This window comes from Corynebacterium rouxii, from assembly GCF_902702935.1.
Lineage (GTDB): Bacteria > Actinomycetota > Actinomycetes > Mycobacteriales > Mycobacteriaceae > Corynebacterium > Corynebacterium rouxii.
In genome coordinates this window covers 2,134,010-2,146,187 of the sequence record NZ_LR738855.1, presented here as the reverse complement: position 1 = coordinate 2,146,187, position 12,178 = coordinate 2,134,010, and the positions used below count along the sequence as shown (strand labels likewise).

Below are 12,178 nucleotides of genomic sequence, written 5' to 3'. Positions count from 1 at the left end.
CGTTATGAATGCTCTCTGGGGTCAACTGGGCACAGGTATCGTTCCTGCGTTCTGGATGACCATTAAATTAACCGTGATCTCGGGGGCGCTCTCTCTTGTATTGGGCACCATCTTGACCGCGATGCGAGTATCGCCCGTAGGAGTGCTGCGTTCGATTTCAACTGGATACATCAATATTGTGCGCAATACTCCTCTGACTCTGGTGGTGCTGTTTTGCTCGTTCGGTTTGTACCAGACGTTGGGGCTTCAGTTGGTAAGTAGGGAGTCAGAAACCTTCCTTGCCACCAATAACTTCCGGTTGGCGGTGGTGGGGTTTACCCTCTACACCTCGGCTTTTGTTGCTGAGAGTTTGCGTTCAGGTATTAATACCGTCAACTTTGGGCAAGCAGAAGCAGCGCGATCGCTGGGGTTGTCGTTTACACAGACATTTCGCTTTATTGTCTTTCCGCAGGCACTACGTGCAGCTATTGTGCCGTTGGGAAATACCTTGATCGCGTTGATCAAAAACACCACCATTGCATCAGTTATTGGTGTAGCTGAGGCGTCGTTATTGATGAAAGAGACAATTGAGAACCATGCCGACCAACTGTGGCTTATCTTCGGGATGTTTGCCCTCGGATTTATGATTCTCACCCTGCCTACGGGATTAGTGCTGGGAACGGTAGCGAAGAAAGTAGCGGTGAAGAAATGACACCTCGTGCGACAGTGCTTTATGACGCCCCTGGTCCAGCAGCGTTGCGACGCAACCGTGTGTACTCGGCCATCACCATCGGCGTTGGAATTGCGCTTGTTGGTTGGGTAGTTACAACACTTAATTCCAAAGGGCAGCTCGCTGCCGAAAAGTGGACACCGTTTGCCAACTCCGAAACGTGGACAACCTTCTTGCTGCCTGGCCTCGCGGGAACGTTGAAATCCGCGGCGGCGTCGATAGTCTTGGCGCTTCTTATTGGTGTGATCCTTGGTTTGGGCAGGTTATCTAGGCTGGTAGTGGTGCGATGGATCAGCGCCGTGATCGTGGAATTCTTCCGTGCCATTCCTGTGTTGCTGTTGATTATTTTTTCCTACCAAGTGTTTGCGGTTTACGGAGTATTTAAACCCAAGTACTTGGCCTTTGCCGCCGTAGTCTGTGCGCTTACTTTGTACAACGGTTCCGTGATCGCGGAGATCTTACGGGCAGGAATTCTTTCCCTGCCCAAGGGGCAAACAGAAGCGGCGCAGGCGCTGGGGCTTTCCCACGGACAAACCATGCGAACCATTTTGCTGCCACAGGCCGTAGCGGCGATGCTTCCAGCGCTGATTGCGCAGATGGTGATCGCGCTGAAAGACTCGGCACTGGGTTACCAGATCGGCTATATCGAAGTGGTGCGTCAAGGAATTCAATCCTCCTCTACGAACCGCAACTATCTCGCCTCTTTGATCGTGGTAGCGATCATCATGGTGGCGATCAACTACTCGCTGACGTTGATAGCTGAACGTATCGAGCGTCAACTGCGCGCCGGGCGTGCTCGCAAGAATATTGTGGCTAAGGTTCCGGAGCAGCCCCATCAAGGTTTGGACACGAAAGATAATGTGGTGGTGGATTGGCATGATCCGGCACACGTGGAAATTAAAAATCCGGCGCAATGATAAAAAACACACTTTGGTAGCAGGTTTGAATAAAAGGGTGTGTGCTGGTGGTTTGTAGCGCACTGTGCGGAAAAACATGCGATCACGATGTATGGAACAGACTGATTCGGACATAAGCGGGCGAAAGTGGATAGACTTCGGGGATATGAGTATCACTATCAGCATTGACGAGCTGGCCCAGCGTATTAATAAGGGCAGCAACAATATCATCCTTGCAAGCCTGTGGTCTGCTCAGGAGGGCGGCGGCTATGCGCAGTTTAACTCGGAGCACATCAGTACGGCGCGTTTTTGTGATACTGCGGCGGCGTTGGCGTCGGCACCTAGTTCTGCGGAGGGGCGTAATCCGCTGCCTACGCAGGATGTGCTTGCTCGTTGGTTTGTGCAGTGGGGGTTGACTAAGGACCGCCAGGTGGTGGTCTATGACAATCAGCGTGGGTTGTATGCTGCTCGTGCGTGGTGGGTTCTTAAGTGGGCCGGTGTGCAGGATGTTGTGATTTTGGATGGTGGCCAGCAGGCGTGGGAGGCTGCCGGCCATGAGACGCTTGGTGGCCCTGGTAACCCACATGGTTACTCCACGATTAAGCCAGATTTGGGCCATATGCCTGTTGCTACGATTGAAGATGTGCGCGCTCACAAGGGCATTTTGATTGATGCTCGTGAGTCGAACCGTTTTGGCGGGTGCAAGGAGCGCTTGGATCTTAAGGCTGGCCATATTCCTGGTGCGGTGAATGTTCCTTCGCGTGATTTGCTCACTGAGGAGGGCTTGTTTAAGTCGCCGGAGGAGATCCGTGAGATCTTCGCAGGGGTAGGTGTTCATTCGGCTGACGACGTTATCATCTACTCTGGTTCGGGTAACCACTCTGCTCAGGCCATCATTGCGATGAATATTGCTGGTTTGGGCACGCCTCGTCACTACATTGGTGGCTGGTCGCAGTGGTCTGCTAACCCGAAGAACCCTGTGGAACGTTAATGATTTTTATCTTTGCTGCTGCCGTACTTCTTGTTATTGGTGTTGTGCTGCTTGTACTGCCACCGAAGCAATCTGCAAAGCAACAGTGGGCTGCCCAGAAGAGCTTTGAATACACCAAGTCCGATGCATTTTTGACGGATGAGTGGACTCGTGGTGCCGCCGCTGGCGGGGTGGCAGCAAAGAATGTGGTCAGTGGTATTGCTTCTGGCTATGAGGTGCATCTGCTGGAGCTGGCGGGGGTCACTGTGATGGCCATGCGCCGCCCGGTTGCCTCCGATGTGGTTGTAGATGCGCGTCGTAACGCGACGGAGTCGGATGCTGAGGACTTGGTGCCGGTGACCACAGTGGGGGAGTTTCGGGTGTTCAGCACGGACGCGCCCGCGGCGGAACGCTTGATCGAAGAGCGTGTGACCAGCGCGTTTTCAGCATTGCCCGCTACCGTGGGGGCGTTGTGGATCGAGTCGGATTGGGCGTTGGTGCAGTTTGCTGCCACTGCCACCGGCGATGATTGGGACGCAACCATCCCCGTGTTGGCCACGCTTTCCGACGCCGCCCGCGTGCTCCCCCCGCGCGCTGGTGCTGTGCAACCGATCGATCTAAGTGACTGTGATCCCTCGCGTTCGTTGCCTACAGCTCCGGAGAAAGAGGAAGAGGATCTGGACGATCCGGTGCCTACGTTGCCGGTGGTGGAGCGTAAGGAAAAACCGGTGGAGTTACCTACCCGTGCGGCGGCGAAGAGCTTGGGGGTGGTTGCTGATCGTGAGATCGGTGATGACGATGTGGACGCTATTGCTGATGGCGCTATGCCCAAGGCGAGCGATTTTCAGGGCACACGGGTGATCCGTGATTTGAGTAAGGGGTCGAGCATATTTGACGACCTTTCAGCGGAGCTGGGGCGCAACCCTTTAGAATGAGAGACTGCACATAAGTGCTGGGATATTTCATTGGAATCTTAAGGAGCCTCCGCGCATGTCCAAAAAGGCCGAACTTGCAGAGCTGGTCAAGGAACTCGCCGTTGTTCACGGCAAGGTTACGTTGTCGTCTGGAAAGGAAGCGGATTACTACGTTGATCTGCGTCGTGCTACCTTGCACGCCCGCGCTTCTCGCCTGATTGGTGAGCTGCTGCGTGAGCTGACTGCCGACTGGGACTATGTGGCCGTGGGTGGTTTGACCTTGGGTGCCGACCCAGTGGCTACCTCCGTTATGCATGCTGATGGCCGCGAAATCCATGCGTTTGTGGTGCGTAAAGAGGCTAAGAAGCACGGCATGCAGCGTCGCATTGAGGGCCCCGATGTAGTGGGCAAGAAGGTGCTGGTGGTGGAAGACACCACCACGACTGGTAACTCTCCACTGACCGCTGTCAAGGCGCTGCGTGAGGCGGGCGCTGAGGTTGTGGGCGTAGCAACCGTTGTGGATCGTGCTACTGGCGCTGCCGATGTGATCGCTGCGGAGGGCTTGGAGTACCGCTACATTTTGGGCTTGGAGGACTTGGGTCTTGCTTAACCCTGAGCAGGTTGCTGGGCCTACGGAGTGGGGCGAAGGTCGCCACGGGGTAGGGCCGTGGGCTGAGGAGCACCCCCATGAGGAGGCAACTGATCCTCGGTTTGATCCGGAGCTGCTGGAAAACGGTGATCGTCGCAACGTTGTGGATGCTTACCGTTATTGGTCGCGTGAGGCGATCCGCGCGGATATTGATATGCGTCGTCACTGCTTGCATATTGCGATCGAGAACTTCGAAAACGATGCCAACATTGGCACCGTGGTGCGTACCGCTAATGCGTTCGCGGTTGATACCGTGCACATTGTGGGGCGCAAGCGCTGGAATCGCCGTGGAGCGATGGTGACCGACCGCTATCAGCACCTTATGCACCATCCCACGACTGCCGACGTCGTGGCGTGGGCTAAGCAGCAAGGCCTTACCATCGTGGCGATCGATAACACCCCAGGGTGTGTACCCTTGGAGACTGCCGAGTTGCCTGAGCGTTGCTTGTTGCTGTTTGGTCAAGAAGGCCCTGGGGTGACGCAGGAGGCGCAGGATAATGCGCGGATGACCTGCTCGATTGCCCAGTTTGGTTCGACGCGGTCGATCAATGCGGGTGTAGCCGCGGGTATTGCGATGCATGCGTGGATCAGACAGCACGCCGATCTTGACAATGCATGGTAGATTTCACACTCGTGAACGAGATGTGGCTACACCGTGCTGACCTTGCAGAATCTGCAATCAATGAGCGCCATGCGTCGCGACTGTGGATGCTACCGCGGACTAATCTTGCGGTAGTGGCGTGGCCGCCCACGGCGAAGGAGCGCCTGTTCTACCGCTGGCATTACTGGTGGCAGGCGCACTACTTGGATTGCCTTATCGACGCCGCCTCGCGACGCGCCACCAAGGCCCGTAAGCAGCGCATTCGCGACACCATTGTGGGCATTCGCCTGCGTAATCTGGGCCGGTTGACTAAGAACAACTACTACGACGATAAGTCGTGGCTGGCGTTGGCTCTTGACCGTGAGCGTCGTTTGAATAAGCGTGCCAAGCGTGAGTACTTGCGTGTGTTGGAAGGCAACATTGCTGCAGGCCAGGACGACATTCAAGGTGTGTTGCCGTGGCGAGTCGGCGAGCATTTTTTCAATGTGCCCACCAACGGTCCGGCGGCGATCATGCTGGCTCGTAATGGGGAAGTAGAGCAGGCTCGCAAACTTGTGGACTGGATCTTTGACAACCTGATCAACGACAAAGGCCTGGTCATGGATGGTTTGCGCATGAGCATGCGCGGCCCAGAGATCGTCGATCCCGTGTACCCCTACTGCCAAGGCGTGGTGATCGGTGCCTGCATAGAGATCGCGGAGGCCTTGCCGTTTGAGGAGTCTGTTCAGTACCTGGCGCATGCCCGTGCGGTGATCCACGCGGTGGCTAAGGAGATGGCGACCCCTGAGGGAGTGATCAACGTAGCTACCGGCGACGGCGATGGTGGCCTGTTCAAGGGTATTTTGATGCGTTATCTTGCTGACGCTGCCGTGCGGTTGCCAGAAGACAGCCCAGCGAACATTGCGACGAAGAAGATCGCTAAACGCTTGGTGATGGCCTCTGCGGAAAGCCTGTGGGAGCACCGCCTTGAGGTAGACGGCCTGCCGGTTTTTGCTACCGACTGGTGTGATGATGCACGCTTGCCACACAACTACGGTGTGGGTGGAAGCGCGTTGAGCGACATCGTGCGGGTTGTGCGTATCGACGAGCGCGATTTGTCGGTGCAGCTTTCCGGTTGGATGCTGCTGGAAGCAGCAGCTCGTGTCTCATTAGTTGGCTAAATGCCCGATTGTGTGGGATTTGTCTCCGAAAAAATTTGGGATATGGGAAGCATTCTCGTGCTAACGCTGGCATACTTGGTATCGAGCAAATAAATACAACCCACTGGAGGATTACTTCATGCCTATCGCAACACCAGAGGTCTATAACGAGATGCTTGACCGCGCTAAGGCAGGCGGATTCGCCTACCCAGCCATCAACTGCACCTCCTCTGAAACCATCAACGCAGCATTGCGTGGATTTGCTGAGGCGGAGTCCGACGGCATCATCCAGTTCTCTACAGGTGGCGCAGAATTTGGCTCCGGTCTATCCGTTAAGAATAAGGTTGCAGGCGCTTGCGCGCTGGCAGCCTTCGCACATGAGGCAGCAAAGCACTACGGCATCAACGTTGCACTGCATACCGACCACTGCCAGAAGGAAGTTCTTGACGAGTACGTTCGCCCACTCATCGCCATCTCTCAGGAGCGCGTAGACCGCGGCGAGCAGCCACTATTCCAGTCCCACATGTGGGATGGTTCCGCAATTCCGATCGACGAGAACCTCGTCATTGCGCAGGAGCTGCTAGAGAAGGCACGCAAGGCCCACATCATTCTTGAAGCTGAGATCGGTGTTGTCGGCGGCGAAGAAGACGGTGTTGAAGCCAAGGCTGGCGCTAACCTCTACACTTCCCCAGAGGACTTTGAAAAAACCATCGACGCTCTCGGCACCGGTGAAAAGGGCCGCTATCTGCTCGCTGCTACCTTCGGCAACGTCCACGGTGTGTACAAGCCAGGTAACGTCAAGCTACGCCCAGAGGTCCTCCTTGAGGGCCAGAAGGTTGCTCGCAAGAAGCTGGGTCTGGATGACTCCGCACTCCCATTCGACTTCGTCTTCCACGGTGGCTCCGGCTCCGAGAAGGAAAAGATCGAAGAGGCACTCGGCTACGGCGTTATCAAGATGAACGTTGACACCGACACCCAGTACGCATTCACCCGCCCAATCGTCACCCACATGTTCACCAACTACGACGGTGTGCTCAAGATCGACGGCGAAGTAGGAAACAAGAAGGTCTACGACCCACGCTCCTACATGAAGAAGGCTGAGCAGGCTATGGCTGACCGCGTCATCGAGGCTTGCCAAGATCTGCACTCTGTTGGAACTACTTTGAGCAAGTAATTCCAGCTAATAAAGGATAAGGGCCCTGCGGGGCCCTTATTTTTTTATGTGTTATCTCAAATCGCTTGACCCCCGATTGCCTATGGAGGTATTTCACGGAAGAGCTCCTTGTTTTTCACCATCGTGTAGATGATGTTGCACCGACGGCGGACTAGAAAAATGAGTGCAGCATTGTGGCGTTTGCCCTCGGGACGTTTACGTTCGTAGTGCTGCAGGGACGGCTTATGGTTAAGGATCGCAACGAAAGTGGAACAGAATAAAGCGTTTTTCAAGCGATTGCGTCCAGACCTAGCGGGGAATTTCGCCGCGAATCGAGGACCCGGATCGTCGCGTAACCGGCGTGATTCCGGTGTAAGCAGCTAGATGACCTGTACTATAAAGTCTCAGCTATCCCCATATTTTCCAGTAGGATCTGCGCTGCGGTCTTGATGCAGATCCTAGGCATGCTCATCAAGACCTCAGAAAGAAGGAAGTCATCAAGCATGCTTGCTATTTGCTCTGCGATGATGTCTCGCTGTGCTTTCATAACCTTGATGTTTGCCGCTAGCTGTGGGGCAGGGACGGCTGGAGACCTAACGCGGTGGTTGAAAACCCCTTAAACGGGCATGCACATGCCGTGTGGGCGCTCGCGGGGCCATTCACCCGCACCGGGTACGCCAGGCGCAAGCCCCTGCCCTACGCCGCTCAGCCGACGGCGACAGCGGATACTCCGAGCTGATTACCAAAACCCCGAGCACACCGCCTGGGATAGCCACTGGGTAACCGATAAGCTCTGCACGCTCGATGAACTGCGGTTTTGGTTGGAAGAAACCGGCTTCATGCCGCCCGAGTCCTGGAAGAAAACTCGGGGCACTTCAATATACGGTTCCCCTGCCGCTAGGCAGTTATATAAAACCTCACTTGAAGAAACCTTGAAGGAGCAGGGCAGCTTATATGCTTTTAACATGACTTCCTCTGCTCTCCTAGACCGCGCAACCCTCCGCCACAACCTCACCGAATTCAAGGTGCGCTGGCTTGCCCATATTGAGGAATGGAAGGCAGAGAATCGCCCGGCGACGGAGTCCAGCCATGACCAACAATTCTGGGGCGACCTCCTCGACTGCTTCGGTATTAACGCCCGCGACATCTACCTTTACCAGCGCAGTGCTAAACGAGCATCGACCGGACGCACCGGCAAAATCGACTTGTTCATGCCCGGCAAAGTCATCGGCGAAGCAAAATCCCTCGGGGTCAACCTCGACGATGCACACAACCAGGCGCTGGACTATTTGTTGGGCGGTACTATCCCGAACTCACAGCTGCCGCCCTACGTCATCTGCTCTAACTTTGAGACCCTGCGCATCACGCGCCTAAACCGCGACTACGTAGGCGATACCGCAGACTGGGACGTTACTTTTAGCTTGGACGAGATTGACGATCACGTCGAGCAACTCGCGTTCCTTGCCGATTACGAGACCTCCGAGTACCGCGAGGAAGAACAAGCATCTCTTGAAGCATCACGGCTGATGGTTGACTTGTTTCGCGCGATGAATGGCGACGATGTAGACGAAGCTGTGGGCGATGAAGCCCCAACTACCCCGGAGGAAGAAGATGAGCGCGTCATGCGCACATCTGTCTACCTCACCCGAATTCTTTTCCTCCTATTCGGAGACGACGCCGGACTCTGGGACACCCCGCACCTGTTTGCGGACTTCGTGCGTAACGAAACCACCCCAGAGTCACTTGGCCCACAGCTCAACGAGCTATTCCGTATCCTCAACACCCCAGAAGATAAGCGCTCTAAGCGACTGCCTGGAACCCTGGCGAAATTCCCCTACGTCAACGGCGCTATCTTCGCCGACACGTTGGAGCCGGAGTACTTCGACTACGCCATGCGCCAAGCCCTGCTCAACGCCTGCGACTTCGACTGGTCAAAAATCGACGTGTCCGTCTTTGGCTCCCTGTTCCAGCTGGTCAAGTCCAAGGAAGCCCGTCGTGGCGATGGTGAGCACTACACTTCGAAGACCAACATCATGAAGACTATCGGCCCGCTCTTCTTAGATGAGCTACGCGAGCAGACTGACAAGCTGGTCTCTAGCCCCGCCACGCCAGTGCGCAAGTTAGAGGAATTCCGCGACTCACTGGCTACCCATATTTTCTGCGACCCGGCGTGTGGGGCGGGAAACTTCCTGCTCACCGCCTATAAAGAACTGCGCCGTATTGAAACGGACCTTATTGTGGCTATACGCCAGCGCCGTGGCGAGATGGGAATGTCGCTGAATATTGAGTGGGAGCAAAAGCTGTCCATTGGGCAGTTCTATGGCTTCGAGTTGAACTGGTGGCCGGCAAAAATCGCTGAAACCGCCATGTTCCTTGTTGACCATCAAGCCAACAAGGAGCTGGCGAATGCTGTTGGCAGGCCGCCACAGCGCCTGCCAATTAGCATCACCGCACATATTCACCACGGCAACGCCCTAGGCGTGGACTGGGGCGAGGTGCTACCCGAATCGGCGGGGGGGGGGAGACGTTTATCTTCGGCAACCCGCCGTTTATTGGTGCGCGCTTGATGAGCAAGCAACAAAAGGCCGAGCTAAATAGAGCTTGGTCCAATTCCAAGGGAGCCAATCAACTCGATTACGTCACCGGCTGGCACGCAAAGGCAAAGGATTTATTAGCGAGCCGTTCTGGTGAGTTCGCGTTCGTGACTACGAACTCGATTTCCCAAGGTCAGCCTGTACCGGCATTGTTCGGCCCACTGCAGCGAGAGAACTGGCGAATTAAGTTCGCCCACCGCACATTTAAATGGGACTCCGAAGCCCCAGGCAAAGCCGCCGTTCACTGTGTCATTATCGGATTCACGCGTGATTGTGGCGTAAAACAACGACTGTGGGATTACCCAGACGTGAAGGGCGAACCTGTAGAACTCAGCGTGGAGCATGGGATTAACGCTTATCTAGCGGACGGGGCAAATGTCCTAGTCGAAACCCGAAACGCGGTATTGTCACCTAGTCTCGCGTCCGCTGTTTTTGGAAGCATGCCGAATGATGGGGGTTATCTCGTCCCCAAAGCAGGGACAGCGCACCCAGACAATGATCCTATTGCTATGAAATACGTGCGTCGTTTTATAGGCGCTCAAGAGCTAATCCGGAAAGTAGACCGTTGGTGTTTTTGGATGGCGGGAGACGACTTTTCCCCTTCCGACATATCCAAATCAGTGACCCTCAAGGAAGCTGTCACAGCAGTCCAACAGCATAGAAATAGGAGCACTCGCGCAGCGACAAAGAAGCTTGCTGATACACCGCACTTGTTCGGCGAGATACGCCAACCTGCCACAGATTATGTAGCTATTCCTCGCCACGTTAGTGAAACCCGCAAATACTGGACTGTTCAAATCAACCCTCCCTCAGTAATCTGCGGAGATGCCAACATGCTGGTATCTGACCCAGACGGGCTACAATTCGGCTTCATTTCTTCATCGATGTTCATCATTTGGCAAAGAACTGTAGGCGGAAGAATCAAATCGGATTATCGTTTCTCCAGCACCCTGACGTGGAATACTTTCCCAGTCCCCGAACTGGATGAGAAGACGCGCGAGCGGATTATTAAGGCTGGGCAGAAAGTTCTCGACGCTCGCGCCCTGCACCCGGAGCGATCTCTTGCCGAGCACTACAACCCGTTGGTCATGGCGCCGGAGTTGGTGAAGGCGCACGACGCGCTCGACCGGGAAGTCGATAAAGCTTTTGGTGCTCCGCGCAAGCTGACCACCGAACGGCAGCGCCAGGAGCTACTGTTCGCCAATTACGCGAAACTCACCAACAATTAACCCAACGCTTGTTCGAACATGCCGCGCCCACGTTTTGGGATGCGGTCCATGGCTGAGAATATGATTTTCCTCAACGAATACAACGAACCCTGTAAGTTGTCCGTGATCGATACGTTTGTGGTCAAGTTGGAGAGGGGTTTGCTATGAGGTGGCCGGCGCACTGCGCGCCGCAGTACACACCAACGTCGATGGCGTTCCTAATTTCCTACCTCAGTGTTGCGGCAGACGGCTAAGGTCGTTGTGCTCGTACAGTGGGGATCCGGGAATTGTCCTTGATCCATGTCGCGGCATGGGGATCAATGAAGTTCGCCACCATTTGGATGGCATTATCAACGGCGTTGAGATGTGCGACTTCACGGGGGATATTATGTTGTTGGACGATTGATTCGTGATGAGAGCACCTGTTTCGCATTTTATAGACAACGACTAAAGGTGAGTGTTCCAGAGGTAGAGTGCTTCTGGATCTGGGTGGTTGGCGTACTTGCGCATTCGTGCAGATGAAAACCATTGAGATAGCGGTGTTGGGGTCGGTTCTGGATTATTTATTATGGGCATGTTAGTCTTTGTTTTGAAAGCCTCGGAACGATCCCTGCACTACGGAAGTGGGAGTAGATCGCCGAGGTTATTGATGTTTTTAGGCTTGGTCACAGTCCTCATCACGCTGTGCGCCAGGGGCGGCGAGCAGAATTTTTCGCAGATCTTTAGCACTGAGGTGGGAGTGTCCACCTCTGCGTACTGTTTCGCGCCGTACCGGCTTGAATGCTCCGAGCATGGACTGATAGGTCGGAAGCATTTGTCTGTGAGAGTTCGTTCCTTTTTTTACGAGTTTTTCTTGCTCCGTCCACCGGCCGCTCTTAACTAGGTATTTCGTGTAGCCGGCCGTCTGGCTTTCGCGTTCACGCTGGTGATCGAAGCCTTTGAATTTGCCGAACCGTTCGGCGTTCTTGACGCCGATGGCATCCCACCCGTTTTCACCGAGCGCTTCAACGTTGAAATGGATTACCCTAAACATGTCGAGAATGTCCCAGACCAGCTCGCAGTCATAGGCATTGAGTGCTTCAGTGCAACTGGGAAATAGTTGGGGATATTCCCCTTCATAGCCACGTGCCAACACTTCAACGGCACGTTCGTGCCACTCCGAGTCATAGGACTGTTCAGGAAGATGCCCTTGGGCAGCTAGAAGAGTCTGATGCTGGAGGATCAAACTAGCCCGCTCGTAAGAAGTGAGGGTGATGTTCTTTTCAGTGGGCTGACGATCAAGATCGGGATCAACCCGCTTGACATATATTTCTATGGCTTGGCGCATGTAGTCACTTTGCGATTG

The 12,178-nt window shown here is 54.9% G+C and carries 12 protein-coding genes and 1 pseudogene; 11 read left to right on the top strand and 2 right to left on the bottom strand.

Annotation, left to right across the window (positions count from 1 at the left end):
* Window positions 1-4 precede the first annotated feature (4 nt).
* From CIP100161_RS10540 to fbaA, 8 genes are all read left to right on the top strand, one after another.
* Window positions 5-691: an amino acid ABC transporter permease gene (locus tag CIP100161_RS10540; protein WP_155874230.1), complete on the top strand. Its 687-nt coding sequence runs from the start codon at window positions 5-7 to the stop codon at window positions 689-691.
* Window positions 688-1,626 (top strand): amino acid ABC transporter permease, encoded by a 939-nt coding sequence (locus tag CIP100161_RS10535; RefSeq protein WP_155874228.1) that lies wholly within the window; start codon window positions 688-690, stop codon window positions 1,624-1,626. The genes CIP100161_RS10540 and CIP100161_RS10535 overlap by 4 nt, the downstream gene beginning before the upstream one ends.
* Before the next feature lie 145 nt (window positions 1,627-1,771).
* Window positions 1,772-2,596 carry a sulfurtransferase gene (locus CIP100161_RS10530; protein WP_155874226.1) on the top strand — a complete coding sequence of 275 codons (825 nt, stop codon included), beginning with the start codon at window positions 1,772-1,774 and terminating at the stop codon, window positions 2,594-2,596.
* The gene (locus CIP100161_RS10525; RefSeq protein ID WP_155874224.1) at window positions 2,596-3,510 is read left to right on the top strand and encodes a type III secretion system chaperone family protein; all 915 of its coding nucleotides are present in this window, start codon (window positions 2,596-2,598) and stop codon (window positions 3,508-3,510) included. Before CIP100161_RS10530 ends, CIP100161_RS10525 begins: the two co-directional genes overlap by 1 nt.
* 55 nt (window positions 3,511-3,565) lie before the next feature.
* Window positions 3,566-4,099, top strand: coding sequence for an orotate phosphoribosyltransferase (gene pyrE / locus CIP100161_RS10520; RefSeq protein ID WP_010935568.1), 534 nt, complete (start codon window positions 3,566-3,568; stop codon window positions 4,097-4,099).
* Window positions 4,092-4,760 carry a TrmH family RNA methyltransferase gene (locus CIP100161_RS10515; RefSeq protein ID WP_155874222.1) on the top strand — a complete coding sequence of 223 codons (669 nt, stop codon included), beginning with the start codon at window positions 4,092-4,094 and terminating at the stop codon, window positions 4,758-4,760. Before pyrE ends, CIP100161_RS10515 begins: the two co-directional genes overlap by 8 nt.
* A gap of 20 nt (window positions 4,761-4,780) precedes the next feature.
* Window positions 4,781-5,899: a glycoside hydrolase family 76 protein gene (locus tag CIP100161_RS10510; RefSeq protein ID WP_155874585.1), complete on the top strand. Its 1,119-nt coding sequence runs from the start codon at window positions 4,781-4,783 to the stop codon at window positions 5,897-5,899.
* Between the two features lie 118 nt (window positions 5,900-6,017).
* Window positions 6,018-7,052 (top strand): class II fructose-bisphosphate aldolase, encoded by a 1,035-nt coding sequence (fbaA, locus tag CIP100161_RS10505; RefSeq protein ID WP_082262268.1) that lies wholly within the window; start codon window positions 6,018-6,020, stop codon window positions 7,050-7,052.
* Window positions 7,053-7,132: 80 nt separating this feature from the next.
* On the opposite strand, the pseudogene CIP100161_RS12650 reads toward fbaA, so the two are convergent.
* Window positions 7,133-7,605 (bottom strand): annotated as a pseudogene (locus CIP100161_RS12650) (transposase); the annotation flags it as partial.
* Window positions 7,606-7,996: 391 nt separating this feature from the next.
* Here CIP100161_RS12650 and CIP100161_RS12225 point away from each other — a divergent pair.
* The 3 genes from CIP100161_RS12225 (at window position 7,997) to CIP100161_RS10485 (ending at window position 11,239) form a co-directional block, all read left to right on the top strand.
* A complete protein-coding gene (locus tag CIP100161_RS12225; protein ID WP_155874220.1) occupies window positions 7,997-9,598 on the top strand; it encodes a DNA methyltransferase in 1,602 nt (533 codons plus the stop codon).
* Window positions 9,598-10,854, top strand: coding sequence for a type IIL restriction-modification enzyme MmeI (locus CIP100161_RS12220; RefSeq protein ID WP_155874219.1), 1,257 nt, complete (start codon window positions 9,598-9,600; stop codon window positions 10,852-10,854). Before CIP100161_RS12225 ends, CIP100161_RS12220 begins: the two co-directional genes overlap by 1 nt.
* A gap of 148 nt (window positions 10,855-11,002) precedes the next feature.
* Window positions 11,003-11,239 (top strand): hypothetical protein, encoded by a 237-nt coding sequence (locus tag CIP100161_RS10485; protein ID WP_155874217.1) that lies wholly within the window; start codon window positions 11,003-11,005, stop codon window positions 11,237-11,239.
* 249 nt (window positions 11,240-11,488) lie between these two features.
* On the opposite strand, the gene CIP100161_RS10480 is transcribed toward CIP100161_RS10485, so the two are convergent.
* The gene (locus tag CIP100161_RS10480; protein WP_155874215.1) at window positions 11,489-12,160 is read right to left on the bottom strand and encodes a YfbU family protein; all 672 of its coding nucleotides are present in this window, start codon (window positions 12,158-12,160) and stop codon (window positions 11,489-11,491) included.
* Window positions 12,161-12,178 lie beyond the last annotated feature (18 nt).